Source organism: Novipirellula rosea, from assembly GCF_039541335.1.
Classification (GTDB): domain Bacteria; phylum Planctomycetota; class Planctomycetia; order Pirellulales; family Pirellulaceae; genus Novipirellula; species Novipirellula rosea.
The window spans coordinates 51,218-71,956 of record NZ_BAABGA010000112.1 but is presented as its reverse complement, the minus strand read 5'-3'; the positions used below and the strand labels follow the sequence as shown (position 1 = coordinate 71,956).

Annotated in this window: 15 protein-coding genes and 1 rRNA gene; 13 read left to right on the top strand and 3 right to left on the bottom strand. The window is 53.3% G+C overall.

The features are described from left to right. Positions 1 to 54 (top strand): 16S ribosomal RNA (locus ABD971_RS31970); the annotation flags it as partial. Positions 55 to 774: 720 nt separating this feature from the next. On the opposite strand, the gene ABD971_RS31965 is transcribed toward ABD971_RS31970, so the two are convergent. Both ABD971_RS31965 and ABD971_RS31960 read right to left on the bottom strand, forming a co-directional pair. Further along, on the bottom strand, positions 775 to 2,130 hold the full coding sequence (locus tag ABD971_RS31965; RefSeq protein WP_345327774.1) for a polysaccharide biosynthesis/export family protein: 1,356 nt from the start codon (positions 2,128 to 2,130) through the stop codon (positions 775 to 777). A gap of 83 nt (positions 2,131 to 2,213) precedes the next feature. Further along, positions 2,214 to 3,092, bottom strand: coding sequence for a hypothetical protein (locus ABD971_RS31960; RefSeq protein ID WP_345327773.1), 879 nt, complete (start codon positions 3,090 to 3,092; stop codon positions 2,214 to 2,216). 773 nt (positions 3,093 to 3,865) lie between these two features. Between ABD971_RS31960 and ABD971_RS31955 the strand changes: the two genes are divergently transcribed. From ABD971_RS31955 to ABD971_RS31915, 9 genes are all read left to right on the top strand, one after another. Next, entirely contained in the window at positions 3,866 to 5,389 is a 1,524-nt protein-coding gene (locus ABD971_RS31955) for an MraY family glycosyltransferase (protein ID WP_345327772.1), read from the top strand. Between the two features lie 239 nt (positions 5,390 to 5,628). Next, positions 5,629 to 6,186 carry a transcription termination/antitermination protein NusG gene (gene nusG / locus ABD971_RS31950; protein WP_345327771.1) on the top strand — a complete coding sequence of 186 codons (558 nt, stop codon included), beginning with the start codon at positions 5,629 to 5,631 and terminating at the stop codon, positions 6,184 to 6,186. Then, positions 6,183 to 7,208 carry a GDP-mannose 4,6-dehydratase gene (locus ABD971_RS31945; RefSeq protein WP_345327770.1) on the top strand — a complete coding sequence of 342 codons (1,026 nt, stop codon included), beginning with the start codon at positions 6,183 to 6,185 and terminating at the stop codon, positions 7,206 to 7,208. Before nusG ends, ABD971_RS31945 begins: the two co-directional genes overlap by 4 nt. A gap of 206 nt (positions 7,209 to 7,414) precedes the next feature. Next, positions 7,415 to 8,806, top strand: a complete 1,392-nt coding sequence (locus ABD971_RS31940) for a UDP-glucose 6-dehydrogenase (RefSeq protein ID WP_339946574.1) — start codon at positions 7,415 to 7,417, stop codon at positions 8,804 to 8,806. 101 nt (positions 8,807 to 8,907) lie between these two features. Beyond that, positions 8,908 to 9,786, top strand: coding sequence for a sugar nucleotide-binding protein (locus ABD971_RS31935; protein WP_339946575.1), 879 nt, complete (start codon positions 8,908 to 8,910; stop codon positions 9,784 to 9,786). A gap of 152 nt (positions 9,787 to 9,938) precedes the next feature. Continuing rightward, entirely contained in the window at positions 9,939 to 10,799 is an 861-nt protein-coding gene (gene rfbA / locus ABD971_RS31930; RefSeq protein ID WP_345327769.1) for a glucose-1-phosphate thymidylyltransferase RfbA, read from the top strand. Between the two features lie 182 nt (positions 10,800 to 10,981). Next, positions 10,982 to 12,268, top strand: coding sequence for a nucleotide sugar dehydrogenase (locus ABD971_RS31925; protein WP_339946577.1), 1,287 nt, complete (start codon positions 10,982 to 10,984; stop codon positions 12,266 to 12,268). Between the two features lie 170 nt (positions 12,269 to 12,438). Beyond that, on the top strand, positions 12,439 to 13,830 hold the full coding sequence (locus tag ABD971_RS31920; RefSeq protein WP_345327768.1) for an ATP-binding protein: 1,392 nt from the start codon (positions 12,439 to 12,441) through the stop codon (positions 13,828 to 13,830). Further along, entirely contained in the window at positions 13,827 to 15,242 is a 1,416-nt protein-coding gene (locus ABD971_RS31915) for a sigma-54-dependent transcriptional regulator (protein ID WP_345327767.1), read from the top strand. Before ABD971_RS31920 ends, ABD971_RS31915 begins: the two co-directional genes overlap by 4 nt. A 235-nt stretch (positions 15,243 to 15,477) precedes the next feature. Here the strand turns inward: ABD971_RS31915 and ABD971_RS31910 are convergent, their stop codons facing one another. Beyond that, positions 15,478 to 15,987, bottom strand: a complete 510-nt coding sequence (locus tag ABD971_RS31910) for an acetolactate synthase (protein WP_339946580.1) — start codon at positions 15,985 to 15,987, stop codon at positions 15,478 to 15,480. Positions 15,988 to 16,155: 168 nt separating this feature from the next. On the opposite strand from ABD971_RS31910, the gene ABD971_RS31905 reads away from it, so the two are divergent. From ABD971_RS31905 to ABD971_RS31895, 3 genes are all read left to right on the top strand, one after another. Next, the gene (locus ABD971_RS31905) at positions 16,156 to 16,545 is read left to right on the top strand and encodes an acyl-CoA thioesterase (protein WP_345327766.1); all 390 of its coding nucleotides are present in this window, start codon (positions 16,156 to 16,158) and stop codon (positions 16,543 to 16,545) included. A gap of 297 nt (positions 16,546 to 16,842) precedes the next feature. Further along, positions 16,843 to 19,353: a DUF1592 domain-containing protein gene (locus ABD971_RS31900; protein ID WP_345327765.1), complete on the top strand. Its 2,511-nt coding sequence runs from the start codon at positions 16,843 to 16,845 to the stop codon at positions 19,351 to 19,353. Positions 19,354 to 19,376: 23 nt separating this feature from the next. After that, positions 19,377 to 20,714 (top strand): DUF1552 domain-containing protein, encoded by a 1,338-nt coding sequence (locus ABD971_RS31895; protein ID WP_345327764.1) that lies wholly within the window; start codon positions 19,377 to 19,379, stop codon positions 20,712 to 20,714. Positions 20,715 to 20,739 lie beyond the last annotated feature (25 nt).

The window sequence follows — 20,739 nt, the reverse complement described above, 5'->3', positions numbered from 1 at the left end:
ACTAAGTCGTAACAAGGTAGCCGTAGGGGAACCTGCGGCTGGATCACCTCCTTTCTAAGGATCTTAGAAATCGACTTGCGAATCACTCTTCGGAGTGAAACACAATGTCGGATCCGTGGAAGTAACCTTGCACTACACTCAACAGAATTCAGATCTTCGGATCTGTGTCATCATCAAATAACAAACGGAAACCCGTTTCGGACTGTCGCCAGCCGAAACGGGTTTTTTCGTGCGCGCACCGAATCAATTCGGCAAAATGACGTCTCGGGCTAATTGCAATCGCCTGCACACCTTTGCCCTATCGCATCCTCGATTCTGATTGCGAGGCGACGATCAGATCGCGTCAACACGTTTCTGCCGGCCGAAGCGCGATGCCATCTACTTTGGTGTTAAGCAGGTGGTTTTCATCGCGGTGCGGCGCAAGCCGCTTGTTCTAATTCGAACCTTTCTTCACGCCGCAACCGGACGGCTCGCGCCGATCCGCTACCAAAGTAGATGGCATCGGGCGCAAGCTGCCCGGTAAATTACGAACGTTCGACTCGTTGCCACCGGACGGCTCGCGGCATAATGACCTGCACAGCAAAGCCCCGCTGCCAGACCTGCTTACCGCTGATTGCCCATGAATTCCCATGTCAGGTCGATCCTGCGTCTGAACAGTAGATTTTTGGCGCGGCCTATTCGCTGGGCAACACTTTTGTTTCTTGGGTAGAGACATAAAAAAAGCCGCAGTGTGAATTTTACTTCACACTGCGGCTGCGATTTTCAATGGAACACCTAGTTGCGGAACAGCTCGGTAATCCCGTAGGTAAAGAATGAGCCTAAACCGAAGTTCAACAATTCTTCTTCACACTTATACTGCAGAATGATTGTGTCACCCGCCTGAATGAGTGGCCGCTGGCGAGGATCATTGATCGCCTTGGCGAGGTCCACCTCAATCGCGACTTGTCCATCACATCGTGTCTTGCGAAGAATATAGACGCGTCCTGGGGGAACACCGCCAACGCTTCCGACTCCGAATGCATTTCCTCCGCCACGACTTCCCGCAGTACTGCCAACCCCTTGGCCCGCGATCGCCATGGCACCGAGAATGTCAAGATCGTAGTCACGCGGCAGCGAATGCTCGCCTCCTGGGAGCAGTCCTCCTGTATAGAAGACTTCGGTTTCGCGGGATTCAATGTAGACAATGTCGCCGTCTTTCAACTCGATGTCTTTGGCTGAAATATCCGGCACAACGCCTGGTTTGACTCGCAGCGGAATCCTCAATATCGATGGATCCTCGGGCAATTCCGGAGGGCAAGCACATGGATCGAGCTTCGCAGCTTGCTGTTGAGCGTAAAATTGCTGCATGAATTGAGCTCGTTTGCGTTGATCTGCGAGGCTGGCGCGAAGCACTTTCACTTCGTTTTTCGCATTCAGACCGGGCAAACCGCCGGTTTCAACCAAGGCGTGCAAGACGTCGTTTTGATAGGCAGGCAGCTTAACCATCGCCCCGCTTGCACTTCGATCGCTGGTGCCGCGAATAAAATCTGCCGCGATACTTTGGTTGGTTAGGTTGCCACCATCTTCACGAACGACGATGACGTCGTAAGTTCGCTCTTTGATGATCGTAACGATCGGTCGTGCTTTTTCGGGACGCAGAATTTCGCTGTCGATATAGGCGTCACGAATCGCCTCTCGCACCTGTTCAAGCGTCAACCCCTCGACCTTAAGAGGCTCGATCAATGGCAACGCCAGCGTTCCATCGTCTTGCACTGCGATCGGATAACCAATCGACGGAGGAAGCGTGCTCTGAGCGTCCGGAAAGTTTACTGGCGGAGGCTCTGGAGGAGCATTGGGCGGATTGAATGGCAGCACCCCTTCGATGTAGACACCGAGGATGTCGCCCCCCGCCAACTGATAATCTCGCGGCGGCTCAAGCGAGAGCAGCGAAATATCAACCGGCACTAAATCATTCTTTGGTTCGGCAAAGAATTGCGGCGGTAATCGATTAGCTGGCACACCGTCAATCGGCTGCGTCAGCGTCGAACAACCACTAAAGGCTGTGCAAAAAAGGCCGGCGGCAGCAGCGGTCTTGAAGGACCGCAGTACACGGAGCGCCCGTTTTTTGGCTTGCAAAGGTTTCCTGTTCATCCCTGAACTCTCTAACTAAGGACAATGCGTATGCGTAATTGGGGCGCTTTCTTGGCGTCGCCAGAACTTAAAATTTTCCGTGCTTATTGAAAGCTGAACGGCAACTTGGTTGCGGAGGAATCAGCTACGGGAGCCGATCCCACCGCATCATTAGACGTCGAGACGGGACTGCCGAAGGCTTGATCAGCAAAAACTTGATCGACAATCGTGTCCGCATCTAATGCGTCTGCGTCGGAGTAACTCACTTCGTCGCTCAACTTGGGCTCGAGATCCGGCACCGAATCCGAGGAAGCCGAGAAACTGTAGCCGCCACTGCTATGCATCTGGAAAGACGAGTCCTCCTGATACAAACCATGAGCATCTTTCAGCCGATCCTTGGGCCTAATGTCACCGCCGCCTGAATCAGCCGGTTCCATTAATTCGGAATCGTCGTCATCAGCATCCAAAAACGGACTTTCCAGTGCCTCGGGCTGCTCGTAATCCAGCACCGTGGGAGCCGCATGCACAGGCAACGGTGCCGCCAAATTTGGAGACGCCGTACCATAGGACGTTTGCACATTACTCCAGTGCCCCACGCCGTCTTGCTCCGCTGCCTTGACTCCCATCGGGAACCCAGCGAACCAATCATTCACAGCGAGTTGGCCATTGGAAGACTGATACATCCAGCCCCAATACTGTGACGGAGCAATCGCGGGCGTACAGCCGCTGCCACCGTTACAGACATCCATATAGCCTGCGTAAAAACCATCTTTAAAAGCGCTTGATGGATTACAGAAGTTCACCTTCTGGCAATGCCACGCCTTCGCCGCCATCGTCTTGTTGCGATGGCCAATCATAAATTCATTGAGCCCGTCGTGATTCTTCAATTGCCGGGCCGCTCCACTGAACATCGAACACCCGCCCGTGCCAAGCACAACGAGTGAAAGTCCAGCCAGCAGTGCAGTACGAGCGAGCCGGTTCACCCTGCCAACTTGATGCCTCAAGCGGCCTGGCATCGGTCGCTCCCTCCGTCCTGAGCGATTGCTCGCCAACGACAGGAAAGAGCTCTGGCTCAGGTTATCTGTTCCGGCCGCGACGCCACTTTGGACGCTGATTCGTGATTGCGGCAAAATTTTTGAACGAATCGCCATTTGGCCCCCCTTTGGCAGCAAAGGCATTCCGTGTTCTAGTCCTACTATTTGTGCGGGTTGTGCTAGAAAGAACACCCGCTCAACCCTATTTATCGCCGGGACGGCTATGCGGGATTAACCAAAAATCACGAAAACACGCATTGCGACGACTCTCGCGGTTGTAGGAGGAAACGGGATCAATCCAGTTTTAACCACCCGAGTGGCCTAATCCACGAGGAATATACAGTTAATGATCGTGTTAAATCTCGTTTTTTGATGGGATAGGCCATTCGATTCTGTAATCCAATTTTTATACTGGGACAGGAAAGGTTGCCCTCATTCCGCCATCGCCTAAAATGTTTGCGAAGTGGAGAGAACGGCCTCCTTTCACTTCGTCCTGACGTCCGAGGCATCCGGTCACCACCGATTCGGCGTCGACGTGACCTCGAAGCTCGACGCTTCGGGGTTCGAATCCTGCGAATTCAATTGAGCGACTCCGCAGGGTCAAGAGCATTGCATCACCGAGTTTCACACTAGACTTATCCTCTTTGGCAAACCTTATGAACGGGCTGCTGCTAGCTTGTCTAGCAATCTCACTCGCAAGTGCACTTCTTCTTGTTCCTGTCGTGCGAGCACTTGCAATTCGCACGGGCATGATCGACAAGCCAGATAGCGAACGAAAGTTGCATCAGACGCCCATTGCGCTTGGTGGTGGGGTGGCCGTTTTTGCTTCTCTGTTGCTTGGCTTCGTTTGCACGGTGCTGATTGATCGAAACTTCAACGGGTTTTCGCTGGGTCACTTTAACCCCAGCTGGTATGTGCTGATTTTTGCCGCAGCGGCGGTCTTGGTGGTCGGACTGATCGACGACCGCTGGCCCTTGCGAGGGCGACAGAAGCTGCTGTTTCAGTGCCTGATTGTGGCAACCGTAGTGGGAAGCGGTACGGTGATCCGGCAAATCAACCTATTGGGGATAGAGATCTCGTTAGGAAATCTGGCCTTCCCCATCACCATGCTTTGGCTATTGATCGCGATCAATGCTCTAAATCTGATCGATGGTGCCGATGGAATGGCGACGACCGTGGGCTGTATTGTTTGCGCGGGGCTGGGATTTTTGAGCAGTCGATCGGGCGTCAACTTGACGGCAGTCTTGTGCTTCTCGTTGTCAGGGGCTTTGCTCGGTTTTTTGGCCTTCAATCGCCCCCCTGCGACCATCTATCTCGGCGACGCGGGCAGCATGATGATCGGATTTTTTGTGGGTGTGCTGGCGATCTGGAGCAATACGAAAGAATCGACCGTTTTGGCCTCGGCTCCCGTCGCCATCCTCGCGCTGCCCCTGTTCGACTCGACCGCAGCCATTTTGCGGCGTTGGCTCACCGGACGCAGCATCTACATTACTGACCGAGCCCATTTGCACCATCTGTTGCAGGCCAAATACGGAAGCCTTGGGATGCTCGCCGTCGTGGCAGGCCTGTGTCTGATCACCACCACTCTGGCCTATGTATCCACCTACTTTTCACTCCCTTGGCTTTCGATTGTCGGAGTGATGTTGGCTCTCGGCCTTTTGATTTTCACTCGCTCGTTCGGCCATGCCGAATCGAAACTGTTGGTCACGCGGGCAATCCATTTTTGTCATTCCTTTTCAAAATCACCTGACGTTTGTGAGAGTGAAAAGCAACATCGCAAACATGCCCTCCAAGGATCGGGGTCTTGGGAGACCGTTTGGGAACCGATTGTCGAACTTGCTCAATCCCACAACCTCGCTAGCATCAAGATTGACTTGAATTTAGCTTGGTTGCATGAGGGGTATCACGCGTCATGGCACAGCATGCGTTTACCAGAGAAAGCGCACCAATTAACGATGTGTGTTCCGCTGTTTACGCAGCGCACCAAAGATGGCAGCGAGTTGGTGATTGGGCGGTTGGAAATGGTTGCCCCTGCAAAATCGCCTAACGTTTACGCTCATATTGCCGGTTTTATCGAGCAACTCAACGAACTGAATCCGCAGATCGATTACGTGATCGAATCTCTCGAAAAATGCGCCGCAACGGATTCGGGGGCGTTCTTTTGGCCTAAGCAGAAAAGCTCAGAAGCTCAGCCGAAACCTGTAAACGCGGATTCAGAGGAGGCAGCCACACTTATCTCGCGTTAGTGGCAGTCTGTGAGAGGATCAGCTCGCCGGAAGGCAAATCGGTTCGTTCGTTAGAACAGTCAAAGACCACGGCAGCATTAAAAACTTGGCTTGCGTTTGCTAAGCTAAGGTTGTTGCTGCCAACGAGATCAATCATCTTGCGTAGGTATCTCGTGTGTCTCATGCTGTCTGCGTCCCCCCTTGTTTGAACGTGAAAGCAAACGGGACAGCTTTGCCGACTCCTCATTACGTCACCATCGATGCCGATCTTACCTCAAGAACCCGATTGTTTCCCCGAGGATTTGCTTTGCCAGCCCACCACATCTTCCAAGCGTTGGTGGTTGATGTACACCAAATCACGCCAGGAAAAGCAGTTGATGCGACATCTGCTAAAGCACGAGGTTTGGCACTACGGCCCCATGGTTCCCCAGCGAAAACGCTCCCCCGCCGGGCGGATGCGGACATCTTATGCTCCGCTATTTAGCAATTACGTTTTTGTCTGTGGTGATGACGACGAAGCTCGTTATCAAGCGCTTTGCAGCGGATGCATTCAGAAAGCAGCGGAAATCACCGATGTCGATGAATTTGTTGCCGACCTGAAACAGATTCATGATCTGATCGACCTGGGAGTTCCCATGACGATCGAAAGTCGGCTTGAACCCGGTCAAAACGTGCGGATTCGCAGTGGTTCGTTTGCAGGATACGAAGGGACGATCCTGCGACGCGAGCAGGAAACGCGGCTTTTAGTTTGCGTTCGCTTCATGGAGCAAGGCGTCAGCGTCAAACTCGAGGATTGTCAATTGGAGTTGATAGGATGAAGACAGCACTGATCACAGGGATCACCGGTCAAGACGGCTCCTACTTGACCGAATGGCTACTCGAAAAGGGTTACACCGTCCACGGATTGGTGCGCCGCAGCAGCACAACCCAGCGGACTCGACTTGACCATCTATTTCACGATGCTTCGATCTACAATCATCGTCTGTTTTTGCATTACGCGGATCTCGACGACACGACCACCATTCGCCGCATCTTAACGCGTACGGCGCCGGACGAGGTTTATCACTTGGCGGGTCAGAGTCACGTCGGTGCCAGTTTCGAGATTCCCGAAACGACCTGTCAATTCACAGCGATGGGGACACTGAAGCTGCTGGAAATCCTGCGTGACCTTGATAAACGTCCTCGCTTTGCTCACATCAGCAGCAGCGAAATCTTTGGACGTCCGCTCGAGTCACCGCAAAACGAAATGACCGCGATGCGTCCCGTCACCCCCTACGGCGTCGCCAAAGCCTTTGCAACACAAATGGTGACGCTGTATCGCGAATCGTTTGGTTTGTTTGCTTGTAATGCAATTTGCTACAACCACGAATCACCACGACGGGGCGAGTCATTTGTTACACGAAAAATCACCCGAGCCGCGGCAGCGATCTCCATGGGGCTGCAAGACGAATTGGTGCTCGGCTCACTCGATACCGTTCGGGACTGGGGCTACGCCCCTGACTATGTCCAAGGCATGTGGCTGATGTTACAGCAGGACACATCAGATGACTTCATTCTTGCCACGGGCACTCAGCATACGGTCGAACACTTTTTGGCAGCTGCGTTCGAAGCAGTCGATCTCGATTGGCGTCAGTATGTGCGTCAAGACAAAGCGTTTATGCGTCCCTCGGAAGTCCAACGACTGATCGGGGACCCATCCAAAGCACTGCGTCAATTAAACTGGAAAGCCAACGTCACGCTTCCCGAACTCGCCAAACAAATGGTGCAGCACGATCGGGAACAACTGCAGGCCAAAAGTGATCCGCCGCAGCCCGAAACTGCTCGTCTAAAATCCACCTGATAGATTGACGGCTGAAGGCTAACGACGTGTCGATTGCACCGCACTTCGAAAAAGAGTTCCTTTGCAAGCCTAGCAAGGCTGTATGTCACACATCCGCAACAATGATTAGCAGCGTAGTTAATTATGTTGCCACGATTACTTTGCCATAACCGATTCCTTCCTGTTTCATCCAACCAAACTTTCCCTCATACGCTGTTTTGAATCCCATGAAGATATGCTGCATTGGCGCTGGTTATGTCGGTGGCCCTACGATGGCGATGATTGCCAAACAGTGCCCCAAGATCCATGTTCACGTTGTCGATTTGAATCAACAACGGATTGATGCATGGAACTCCGACGATCTGCCGGTCTATGAACCCGGATTGGATGAAGTCGTGCGTGAAGCGAGGGGACGCAATCTGACATTTTCAACCAATGTCGATCAAGCGATTACCGAAGCCGACATGATCTTCATCGCGGTCAACACACCGACAAAACATTTCGGAATCGGGGCAGGCCGTGCCGCGAACCTTGAATTCATTGAAAAATGTGCACGCCAAATTGCCAAAGTATCCAAGGGGCACAAAATCGTCGTCGAGAAATCGACGCTTCCCGTGCGTACCGCCGAAGCAGTCAAACGCATCCTTTCGTCGTCCAGTAACGGAGCGACTTTTGATGTATTAAGCAACCCAGAGTTCCTTGCCGAAGGAACCGCCGTCGAAGACTTACTCGATCCCGACCGGGTGCTGATTGGAGGCGAATCGGAAGAAGCGGTCAACGCTTTGGCCGACGTGTACGGACAATGGGTTTCTCGCGAAAAAATCCTGACGACCAATCTATGGAGCAGCGAACTATCCAAGCTCACTGCAAACGCCTTCTTGGCTCAACGCGTTTCTAGCATCAATGCGATCTCGGCATTGTGCGAAGCCACCGAAGCCGACATTGACGAAGTTTCCAAGGCGATTGGCACCGACTCGAGAATTGGCCCCAAATTCCTGAAGGCGTCCGTTGGTTTCGGAGGCAGTTGCTTCCAGAAAGACATTTTGAATCTTGTCTATCTGTGCGAACATTTTGGGCTTCGCGAAGTTGCAGAGTACTGGGAACAAGTCGTGATCATGAACGACTACCAAAAACGTCGTTTTGCCGAACGCATCTGCCGCACGATGTTTAACACCGTCAGCGACAAAAAGATTGCGATTTGGGGATTTGCGTTCAAAAAAGACACCAACGATACGCGCGAGAGTGCCGCCATCTATGTTTGTCGTGATTTGCTTCGCGAGCGTGCTCGCTTGGTCATTTATGATCCCAAAGTTTCCAAGGACACAATCGTTTCGGAATTGTTGACAGCACTCAGCGACTTGTCTGGGACCATCTCGGACACCGACCGTGAACTTGTCCAGTCCAATGTAACGGTCGTCAACAATGCCTACGATGCTGCGAAAAACGCACATGCAATCGCCCTACTTACCGAATGGGATGAATTCCGCAAACTCGACTTCGATCGAATTTATGACACAATGCAAAAGCCAGCGTTTGTCTATGACGGGCGAAATATCTTGGACCGACAAAAGTTAACGAAGATTGGATTCGAAATCTTTGCAATCGGCAAAAGCAACTAGCTGCTTTGGCACGGCTTTTGTCCAACGGCGTTGATGCAAGAACGAATCAACACGATTCGTTCGGCAATTCATCACCCGGTATACCCCCAATGTGACTCGGCATGATCTTAATCCTTGGCAGCAGTGGTTACATCGGTAGCGAATTCACAAAGCTATTTGACCAGCAAGGCATCTCGTATCGAGGCGTCTCGCGACGAGAGATTAATTATGCCGACCGCGATTCACTGATCCGCTTGATTCGGGAAACCAGACCCGAATTTCTTATCAACGCAGCGGGCTACACGGGAAAACCAAACGTCGACGCCTGCGAACTGCACAAAGCCGACTGCTTGATGGGCAATGCGGTCTTGCCTGGGATTGTTCGTGAAGCATGCGAATCCGAAGACCTTTGCTGGGGGCATGTTTCGTCTGGCTGTATCTACACCGGCGAACGTGCGGATGGCGGTGGTTTCCGCGAAGACGACACGCCGAACTTTTCCTTTCGTACAAATAATTGCAGCTTCTATTCCGGAACCAAGGCGCTCGGCGAAGAAGTCTTGGCGAATGCCGAAAACTGCTATATCTGGCGGTTACGAATCCCATTCAATCACGAAGCCACACCGCGAAACTACCTGACCAAATTGATGCGTTACGATACGCTGCTGGAAGCCACCAATTCAATTTCCCAGTTGAACGAATTTGTGCGTGCGAGCTATCAGACTTGGACCAGGCGTGCCGACACCGGGATTTATAACATCACCAATCCAGGCCGAATCACGACGCGCGAAGTCGCGGCCTTGATCAACAAACACTTGTTACCCGATAAAAAATTCGCATTCTTTGATGATGAGAGCGAGTTCATGAAACTCGCTGCAAAAACGCCTCGCTCGAACTGTGTGATGGATAGTTCGAAGTTGCTTTCCACAGGAATCCATTTGACGCCGGTTCGCGATGCAATCGAGCAAGCGTTGAAATCGTGGACTCCCGTCAACGAAGAATAAGGACACTTCTCGGCGAACGACAGCACGGGTTCCCAGACTCCTGCCCTGGGAACGAGCGTATTTTGTTGGCGATTACCGAGAAGCGTCACCCTACGTTTGCAATGCAAACTTGATTACAACTTCGCAAATCCAAAACACAGAATAGGTCGAAGATGAAGGGTATCATCCTTGCTGGCGGCTCTGGCTCTCGATTGCATCCCGCCACTCGCGCGGTTAGCAAACAGCTGATCCCTATCTACGACAAGCCGATGGTTTATTTTCCGCTTTCGACTCTGATGTTGGCGGGGATTCGAGACATCATGCTGATCTCGACGCCTCATGACCTGCCCGCGTTTGAACGACTGCTTGGCGACGGGTCCGCTTGGGGCATCAATCTGCAATACGCGGAGCAACCCAAACCCGAGGGACTGGCCCAAGCGTTCGTGATTGGCGCCGACTTTGTTGGCAACGATCGCGTTGCGCTCGTACTGGGCGACAACATTTTTTACGGTCAAGGATTTCGAAAAACATTGGCTGCGGCCGCCCAGAAAGAGGTCGGGGCCACTGTGTTCGGCTACCGTGTGACCGACCCCGAGCGTTACGGTGTCGTCGAATTCGACTCGGACGGCAACGTCATCTCGATCGAGGAAAAGCCTCAAAAACCAAAATCGAACTTTGCTGTCCCCGGTCTCTACTTTTACGACAATTCGGTCATCGAGATCGCTGCAAACCTGAAACCATCACCGCGTGGCGAACTGGAAATCACCGATGTCAATCGAATTTACATGGACAAAGGTGAACTGACGGTCGAGCTGTTTTCGCGTGGCTTTGCTTGGCTCGACACAGGAACGAAGGACTCACTACTTGATGCATGCAATTTCGTTGCCGCCGTCGAAAAACGCCAAGGTTTAAAAATTGCCTGTCCCGAAGAAATCGCCTACATCAACGGCTTCATCGATCGAGATCAATTGCTCACTTTGGCGAGCCAATTCAACAATGATTATGGCCAGTACTTAAAATCGGTTCCCGGCTAAGGTCCGACCGGGCAATATTCGCCGGGGCAATATTCGACAGGACAATGTTCGACCGGGCAGGATCAGCAAGGCCACTTATTTGCGTGGTCCTGCCGGAGTGGCACATTGCAAAACGGCCCCCTCTGAATCACTATACGTTCTAACCAATAGACATTCTTTTTCTCTCAGCACCCACGATTTTCATGAACGATCTTGCCATTGTAGGACTCGGTTACGTCGGACTGCCCTTGGGACTCCAATTTGCCAAAAATGACTGCCAAGTTTTGGGGTTGGATATCGATGCCGCCAAAGTCGATGCGATCAACGCAGGCAAATCGTACATCCACCACATCTCGGCCGAATCGATCGCCGATCAAGTCGATGCGGGCCGCTTAAAAGCGAGTACCGACTTTTCGTTGGTCAGTGAATCGCGGGCGGTTGTGATTTGTGTGCCGAGTCCGCTCAACAAGAACCGCGAACCCGACATTTCGTACATTCTAGAAACCGGCGCTGCGATTGCTCCTTATCTAAAACCCGGCATCTTAGTCGTGTTGGAATCGACCACCTATCCAGGCACCACGGACGAAGACTTACGCAAAGTTCTCGAAGAAGGTTCTGGAATGACCGCCGGCAAAGATTTCCATCTTGCCTTTTCGCCTGAGCGTGAAGACCCAGGCAACCCGGATAGCAAGGTAGCGACGATCCCCAAGGTTGTCGGCGGATTGACGCCTGCATGTTTAGAGAAAGCGATCGAACTCTATTCACGCGCCGTCCAGCGTGTGGTGCCGGTATCGAGTTGCCGCGCCGCAGAAGCCACCAAGCTGCTCGAGAACATTTTTCGCAGCATCAATATCGCTCTCGTGAACGAATTAAAAGTTGTCTACGAAGCGATGGGAATCGACGTTTGGGAAGTCATCGAAGCTGCGAAAACGAAACCGTTTGGCTACATGCCGTTTTATCCCGGCCCAGGGCTCGGAGGACACTGTATCCCGATCGATCCGTTCTATCTGACCTGGAAGGCGCGCGAGTACGGCCAGGCCACTCGCTTCATCGAATTGGCGGGCGAGATCAATACCTCGATGCCAACTTACGTGGTCCACAAGGTCGCGGAAACGCTGAACTCGGTTCGCAAACCGCTGAACGGCAGCAAAGTGCTATTGGTTGGGTTGTCGTACAAAGCAAACGTCGATGATGATCGCGAATCGCCTGGCTATATCCTCCTCGAGATGCTTAAGAATGCCGGTGCCGAAGTCGCATTCTACGATCCTTATATCCCCGTGATTCGCCCGAGTCGCGAACACGCTCATTGGGCAGGCACGAAGTCGATCGAATGGGACCAAGCCACGGTGGAAAGTTTCGATTTGACGCTGATTGCAACCGCCCATGCCAACGTCGATTACCAACAACTATGTGACTGGTCACAATTGGTAATTGACACTCGCAATGCCACACATGGCATCGCTTCAGAGACTCGGGTCGTCAAAGCCTAACCCGGCCGTTTGCATCCCGATCCCGGTTCGTCGAGCAGGAGTGATCCTCCTGCGCCGGCGGATTTCCCACCGCGTGGGCGAAGAAACCGCCGCCGCAACTGCCGCGTTTTCGATCGGACGTCCGCTGAGTATGATTGAGCGTTTCGCCTCGATCCTCAGAGACATTCTTCGTGAGCCCCCGTTTCCGCTCGCTCCGACTCCGCTTGCTGCTACCGTTGGTCATGGTTTCCATGATTGCGGCGGTCGTGGTCGCTTGGGCCTCCTATCGCTCGGGGGATCGTCTGTCGCGTGAACAGATCGAGACCCGTTACCAATCGATTGAAGCGACCCTCCGCGGAGCTCCGTTTCCATTAACTCAATCGATCACCCAATCGCTTTCCGATCTGACCAATACCGAATTGATCACGATCGGCAAGCGAGGAAACGTGATTAATGCATCGATCCCCGTCACGGACAACCGTTGGACATTGCCTCTGGATTCCGCCCACCCCAGCAAATTCCAAACGGTAACGATGGGTTCGGAAGTTTTTCTGTATCGCCTATTTTCTCGCCAAGGTCCTGCGGCCGGTAACGACGGCGTCGACCGCATCGCCGTGCTGTTCAGCTACAACGACTTGCATCGCGACAAAGTCCGGGCGGCCGCATTTCCGCTGGCAACCGGTTTCTCGACCATCCTACTGCTGTCCTCCGTGACGTTCTGGATCACCCATCGCTTGACCAATCGGTTGTCGTATCTACAGCGTCAGGTGAACCAGATTGCCGAAGGGCACTTCGATACCGAAATCCCCACCGATCCAATCGATGAACTGGGTTTACTCGGCGCGTCAGTCCAACGAATGTCGGATCAACTTGCGCAAATGTGGCAACAATTAACTCGCACTCAGGGCGAAAAACTGTTGCACCAACTCGCCTCCGGCTTGGCCCATCAATTACGTAACAGTTTGACGGGAGCAAGGATGGCAATCGAGTTACATCAACGAAGTTGCTCGGATTGCCAAGACAGCACTCTTCAAGTTGCGATTGACCAGATCGAACAAACCGAAGACTACGTGCGTCAGCTCACGCTTGTCGCCGCCGGAAAACAGGACGAGGACCGTCCCGAACGACTGAGCGATTGCATCCAACATCTGCAAAATAGTATCAATCCGATCGCCAAACATCGCCACGTCCCGTTACAGTGGTCTCTCGCTGAGGATCTTGATAAGGTCATGATTGGCGATGGCCCAAGCTATTCGGCGGCAGTGTCCAACTTAATTCTCAATGCGATCGAAGTCGGATCGGAAGTCCGTGTTCGTGTAGAAAAACTGCAAGAACAGGGATGCCAGATTGTGATTTCCGACACTGGCCCTGGTCCCCCAGAACATCTTGCAGACGAAATCTTTGAACCGTTTGTGACAAGCAAACCCGAAGGTCTTGGCCTTGGACTGCCGCTGGTTCGACGGACCGCACAACGTCATGGCGGCAGCGTAAAATGGGATCGTCACGACGGACGGACTCGGTTCACGATGACCATTCAAACCAGCACCACGCCTCCGACGCCATCCGCCAACAAGCCCTCATGAACGCAAAACGCAGCATCCTTGTCGTCGATGACGAACCCTCTATTTGCTGGGGTTTTGAACGTTTACTCAGTGCCGCAGGGCACGAGGTGCTGATCGCCTCCTCCGCCGAAGACGCCCTTGCAATCGCTCAGTCGCGTCCGCTTGATCTAATCTTGCTGGATGTTCGCTTGCCGGGCGAAGACGGCATCACCGCGCTGCCAAAGATACAAGCCGCTGCAAACGGAGCTCCGGTGATCGTGATGACAGCGTTTGGCGATCTCGAAACCGCCGTGGGAGCCGTGCACGCCGGAGCTTGCGATTATTTAACCAAACCGTTCCGGCTCGAAGATGCTGCGAAAGCGTGTGAACAGGCTCTTCGAGTCGGCGGACGCATACAACCGGACGAACCCGAGAACATTCCGCCGAGCGACGCCTCGCTATTAGTTGGAAAATCGGCAGCAATGCAACAAGTGTTTCGCCAGATCGCATTGGTAGCTGATAGTGACCTATCCGTTTTGATCACTGGCGAAACAGGCACTGGAAAAGAATTGGCCGCCGCCGCCATCCACCGTCACAGTCGCCGTAGCGACAAACCGTATCTACCAATTGCTCCGGTGTCGCTGAGCGAAACGGTGATTGAGAGCGAGCTATTTGGGCATGTTAAAGGTGCCTTCACCGGGGCGGATTCAAACCGCACCGGATTGTTTGAACTCGCCAGCGAAGGTTCGATTCTGCTTGACGAAATAGGAGAACTTCCCTTGGCGATCCAGGCCAAGTTGTTGCGAGTTTTGGAGCAGGGCGAATTTACCGCCGTCGGCGACATCGCTCCACGTCGATCCAATGTCCGCATCATCGCGGCAACCAATCGGGATCTTGAACAAGCTGTTCAAGAGGGTACGTTTCGCGAAGACTTGCTGTATCGACTCAGCGCCGTTTCGATTCGCTTGCCTCCGCTGCGACATCGCAGCGAAGACATTCCGATGTTGATCGAGTACTTTTTGACGCGATTGGGCTACCCGTCGCCCAAAAATGCAACGGATCCCTCGCTGATCGAGGCGTTGAAGCAGCGGTCTTGGTGGGGGAACGTTCGCGAACTGCGTAACGCGGTCGAGCATGCATCGGTGATCGCGCGAGGTCGACCGCTGCTGTTGAGCGACTTTCCCGACGAACGACAAAACAGTAGCGTCATCGCTAGGACGCCGGTGGATTCGCTCGGTTCAGCGGTAGCAGCGTGGACGACCCAGGAATTATCGGCGGGCAGCGAGGATCTAACGGATCTGAACGAACGGTTTCAATCCGCGGCGATGCCCACGCTGCTTCGAATCGTGCTCCGGCATACCGAGGGCAATCGAGCCGCCGCCGCCGACATGCTGGGGATTCACCGAGGCACACTGCGTGAATGGATCAAACGCTACCCGCCCGAAATCGAATAAGAGTGCCCCAAACGGAACCTCCCCAAAACCTATTTTGGGAAGGCAACTGGATTTCAGCTCCCCAATGGGGAGGTCAAAGTCGGCGGTAGCCGGCTCACCGGTGGGGCCTCGCGGTGTCAGAAATGGAACGTGCAAGTTTAGCGTCACCAGCCCTGCACGTTTTTTTCACTCCTCAATCTCTTTCCGCTTCATGCCGGAACGTCGTTCCGCTGCGGTCTCCGGCCTACCTACTCAATTACTGCTCGTTGATGGGATTATCTTCCAAGTCGCCTTCGGTCAAAATTTGGAAGCCTTTTTCGAGTAGCGTCTTCATCGCGAAATCGATATTTTCGACCATGATCGCCACGGCCGGTTTGCCGTGAGGCCGGACCAGCAGCGGATAGGCTTGCACGATATTCAATTCGGCCTGCAGAAGCGCCGTGCAAACCCGCAGCAGCGGTTGCGGGCCTGTTGGCAATTCGACACCGATCAGATCGGTCTCGATGATCGCCAAACCACTGCGTTCAAGAATTTCGCGTCCACGATCGGCATCGCTTACTAAAAAACGCACGAACGCGCATTCGGCAGCATCGCTGATCGAGAGGGCGCAAATGCGGATCCCGGTCCCTTCGAACCGTTTGACCACTTCCAAGAGCTGGCCAACGCGGTTTTCCAAGAAAACCGTGAACTGGCGAAGTGCCGGATAATTTCGACCACGCGAGGTCTGATATGCGGTCACTGAATCGGATCCATCGCCAACGCTCATCGCAAGCTCGTTTTTGTGCGTGATTACTGATAGAAAATCAAGAAGAAGTTTACGCTTCGACCACATTCGCGGTCAATCTTCGCCAATTCTGGGCTCAACACCGAGACGACACAGAATTGTCAAATTCAGACCAATTTCGCACGATTAAACGGATAAACAGGAAGCTTGATGGATTCGGATCTACTGAAAAACGGCTCAACTCACCAAATCGAAGTTCGCGTCGAATACAACGAAACCGATGGACAAAAACGCGTTCATCACGCTAATTATCTGAATTATTTCGAGCGAGGCCGGGTCGAAATGCTGCGTGCAGGCGGGGTTAGCTACAAGCAATTCGAAGCGTCTGGCCGGATGTTAGTTGTGACCGAAATGAATATTAAGTATTTCGCTGCGGCTGAATTTGACGATGTTCTTACCGTGACAACCACGCTGGTGGACGCCAAGAAAGTCCGGCTCTATCACCAATATCGCATTGAACGAGGCGATCAATTGGTGGTCGAAGCAACTTCGACGATCGCCTGTGTCGACGAAAACGGACGCCCCTGTCGGTTTGTTTAGTCCCCCAGACCACCGCCCCGGCCCCACCCATTTGCAACAAAATGGCGACTTTCCGTCCCATTTTCAGCCGAATTTTGTCAAACACAGCCGTTTCCACAGCGTTAACGGCTAAATTATGCTGGATCCACCCTGCGAATCTCGTACAATAATCAGCAGTGTGATTTCCATCACATCCCACCCTACCACCCACCCCTTCAACATCGCACTGCCACGATTCCTAGCCGAATCGTGAATCGTCAACCGACGCCACCAAGTCGGTGACTCGCGACTGTTTTCCCGTCCCACCCAAGAAATTCATTGCATTTTCTCTCAATGCCGTTTCGCGCGATCATGTTCCTGTTGAGCATTGCCCTCTGCTTTGCGGGGAATCGGACTGCCGTCGCTCAACAAGAAGCCACTGCTGAAAAAGCCTCGGGCCAGCATGAAGACGTTTCTGCCGATCTGCTGGCTTCGGTCGAATTGTGGCAAAACACCGGTTGGCCGCTTGTCGAGCGTTTATGCGTCGATTGCCATGGTTCCGAGGATGGCGATGCGGGTCTCAATCTGAACGTCTACAAAGACATACAGTCGATCGACGCGGACCTCGGATCGGTGGAACGAGTGCTCGAGATCGTGCGGTTCGGTGCCATGCCTCCGGATGACGCCGATCTACCCAGCGACGAAGAACGCAAGGCCTTGGTCGAGTCGCTGGAACAAATCCTCTACAGCGTCGCCTGCAATTCGCGTCGTGCCCCCAGCAATGCAACCACACGCCGATTGAACCGATCCGAATACAACAACACCATTCGCGATCTATTTCATATCGACCTTCGCCCCGCCAACGCGTTTCCGTCGGATGAAGTAGGCGGAGGTTTCGACAACAACGGTGACGTTTTAACGTTGTCCCCATTGTTGATGGAGAAGTATTTCGAAGCGGCCGAAGAAGTCGCCTCGCATGTGATCATCGATCCGGCAACGCTTCCCAAACTAGATGCCGATCTCGCGAGTGATCGTTTGTATGTTCGCGGCGAATCAAAAACGGGAAGTTTCAATGGTCGCTTCCTTGCCCCCGACGCTTATGTGTGGACCGAAGTCGACGTTCCCGTCGATGGCGAATACTCGGTGCGTCTTTATGGCGGGGTCACGGATGAGAAGGCCGAACCGGGGGAATTTGGCATCTTCGACAACGATGGAATTTTGCTCGCGAAATACAAACTCAAATACTACGGCGGCAGCGGTGGCAGTCAGAGCGAAGAAAAACGCTTCCGACTAAAAAAAGGATCGTACCGATTCCAAATCGCACCGCTTACTGAGGACGCCGAGGTCGGCAAAACAAAGTTCAAGCAACATGGTGACTTAACCAAAGAAGTCATCGATAAGCAGCACGCTGACAGCAAGAAGGCGTTGCAACCGAGTGGCAAATTCGACATAGAAAAGTATCCTCACATGGTTCGTCGTCTTAGCTTGGACGGACCGCGGGGATCGCGCAAAGATGAACTGCCAAAGTCACATTTGGAAATCGTTCGCAAAACCGCCAGCTACGACGGTGGTAAAAAACAGTGGAAGAACGTGGTCGAATCGGCAAGCGAATGTCTAAAACCGCTGATGCGACGAGCATTTCGCGGACCAGTCACTGACGACGAAGTCAAGCAATTTGCCTCGTTGGTCGAAATCGCCACCAAGCGAGACGAGAGCTACTATCGCGGACTGCAAATCGCAGTCACCGGAATCTTGATGTCACCCCGCTTCCTATTTCGCGTCGAAACTCCCGCAGAGACCGAAAACGCGGAGGGCAAGGCTGCCGACAGCAAACTTACGCAGCATCAACTTGCAACCCGACTATCCTATTTCTTGTGGAGCAGCACGCCGGACGAGGCGTTGTTGAAGGACGCCGACGAAGGCAAGCTGAAAGGCAAGGTGATCGAAGATCACGTTCGACGCATGCTGAAGGATGATCGAGCCGACGCACTCGGCAGCGAATTTGCAGCACAGTGGCTCGGACTTCGCAATCTGAATGGGCATGAAGCCGATGAAAAACTGTTCCCAAAATACAACGACTCGCTTGCCAATGCGATGTCCGAAGAAACCGAGCGATTGTTCATGCATCTGGTTCGCGAGAATCGTCCTGCACACGAACTGCTGACTGCGGACTACACGTTTTTGAATCCGCAACTCGCAGGATTCTACAACACTCAACACAGTGGCAAGCAACAATTCGAACGGGTGTCTCTTAAATCAACACCACGCCGCGGAGTCCTTTCGCATGCCAGCGTATTGACGCTGACAAGCAATCCCAATCGCACTTCGCCGGTACAGCGAGGCAAATGGATTTTGGAGAACATCCTTGGCACGCCGCCACCGGATCCACCGGCGGGAGTCCCGGAGCTAGAGGAAACGCAAACCGCGGACGCCAACGCGTCGTTCCGCGAACAGCTCGAAATCCACCGTGCCGATCCAAGTTGCGCAGCATGTCACCGCGTGATGGATCAACTCGGATTTGGATTAGAACAATTTGACGCGGTCGGTCAGTTTCGCGAATCGACGACCAAGTCAAAAATTGATGCCTCCGGCGAATTGCCCGGTGGCCGCCGCTTTTCGGGTGCCGCCGATCTGGCCGAGATGCTGGGCAATAGCGAGAAGGATGCGTTCGCCAGAACCACAATTCGTCGTCTATTGACCTTTTCACTCGGTCGTGAATTGTCGCCTGCGGATCGCTGTGTGATCGAATTGATCGCGAAAAACACAGCAAAAGATGAATATCGCTTTACGGATTTAATTCTTGAAGTGGTGCGTAGTAGTCCCTTTCAGAACCACTTGCGTTCGAACTAAAATATCTCTTGGAGGAGAACACGATGAGCCAGCCAATCAATCGACGAACGATGCTTCGCGGTGCCGGACTTGCCATGGGGCTACCACTGCTCGAATCCATGACTCCGATTGCGCGAAGCGCGTTTGCGTCCAGTGCAACCGCCACGGCTGAGAAGCCGGTTCGCATGGCGTGCATTTTCTTTCCTAACGGGGTAATCGTTCCGGAATGGAAACCGACCGGCAGCGGCGACGATTGGCAACTCTCTCCGACCCTGAAACCGCTGGAGTCATTCAAATCCAAGATCAATGTGATCTCGGGGCTTGCGCATGACAACGGGCGGGCGCACAAAGACGGTGCAGGCGATCACGCTCGAGGCGGCTCGACCTTCCTTACCGCCGCTCGCCCTGTGAAAACCAGCAGCAATATCAAACTCGGTATCTCGGTCGATCAAGTCGCAGCGAACCAGTTGGTCGGCAAGACGACTTTGCCATCGATCGAACTTGGTTTGCAAGGGAGCCGAAACGCGGGCAGTTGTGACAGTGGTTACAGCTGTGCCTATTCGTCCAACATCTCGTGGCGTAGCGAATCGCAACCGATGCCCAAAGAAGTCAGTCCGCGGATGGCATTTGAACGAATGTTTGATTCGGGCAGTGACTCGGCGCGTCGCGAACGCGATTTCTATCGCAAGAGTATCCTGGATGTGGTCGCCGCAGACGCCAAACGACTCATGAAAAACGTGGGGCGATCGGACCAACGCAAACTCGACGAATATTTCACCAGTGTCAGTGAAATCGAAGCGAGAATATTGCGCAGCGAGCAAGCCGACCGTGCCGCGATGCCGGATCTGGAAGTTCCCTATGGTCGTGTCGAAGCGTTTCGTGAACACGCTCGACTGATGTACGACATCATGGCTGTCGGGTTCCAAACCGATACAACACGAGTCGCCACATTGATGCTTGACTCCGCCGGCGGCAGTCGCCGCTACTCGGAAATCGATGTCAAAGAAGGACACCACCAACTGAGCCATCATCGCAATCAGGAAGATCAAGTAGCCCAGCTGAAAAAGATCGACCGCTACTTGGTTGAGCAATTCGCCTACTTCCTCGAGCGACTTGAGTCGATTCAGGAAGGCGAAGGCACACTTCTGGATCAGTCGATGGTGTTGTACGGCAGCGGAATTAGTGATGGCAATCGCCATCGCCACGAAGACTTGCCGATCGTGCTCGCCGGGGGTGCTGGCGGACAAATTCGCACGGGACGTTACATTGAAACCAAGTCCGAGCGTCCGATGGCGAATCTATTCCTGTCGATGCTCGACAAAATGGGAACGCCTGCCGAATCGATCGGCGACAGCAGCGGCCGACTCGAAGAGTTGGGTTAGACGCGACGTGGCGATCACCTGCTAA

Coding starts and splice junctions, on each gene's coding strand:
- ABD971_RS31945 (WP_345327770.1), top strand. CDS start 6,183: ATGAAGACAGCACTGATCACAGGGATCACCGGTCAAGACGGCTCCTAC.
- ABD971_RS31910 (WP_339946580.1), bottom strand. CDS start 15,987: ATGAGCGTTGGCGATGGATCCGATTCAGTGACCGCATATCAGACCTCG.
- ABD971_RS31905 (WP_345327766.1), top strand. CDS start 16,156: ATGGATTCGGATCTACTGAAAAACGGCTCAACTCACCAAATCGAAGTT.
- ABD971_RS31915 (WP_345327767.1), top strand. CDS start 13,827: ATGAACGCAAAACGCAGCATCCTTGTCGTCGATGACGAACCCTCTATT.
- ABD971_RS31940 (WP_339946574.1), top strand. CDS start 7,415: ATGAAGATATGCTGCATTGGCGCTGGTTATGTCGGTGGCCCTACGATG.
- nusG (WP_345327771.1), top strand. CDS start 5,629: ATGCCGATCTTACCTCAAGAACCCGATTGTTTCCCCGAGGATTTGCTT.
- ABD971_RS31935 (WP_339946575.1), top strand. CDS start 8,908: ATGATCTTAATCCTTGGCAGCAGTGGTTACATCGGTAGCGAATTCACA.
- ABD971_RS31925 (WP_339946577.1), top strand. CDS start 10,982: ATGAACGATCTTGCCATTGTAGGACTCGGTTACGTCGGACTGCCCTTG.
- rfbA (WP_345327769.1), top strand. CDS start 9,939: ATGAAGGGTATCATCCTTGCTGGCGGCTCTGGCTCTCGATTGCATCCC.
- ABD971_RS31965 (WP_345327774.1), bottom strand. CDS start 2,130: ATGAACAGGAAACCTTTGCAAGCCAAAAAACGGGCGCTCCGTGTACTG.
- ABD971_RS31895 (WP_345327764.1), top strand. CDS start 19,377: ATGAGCCAGCCAATCAATCGACGAACGATGCTTCGCGGTGCCGGACTT.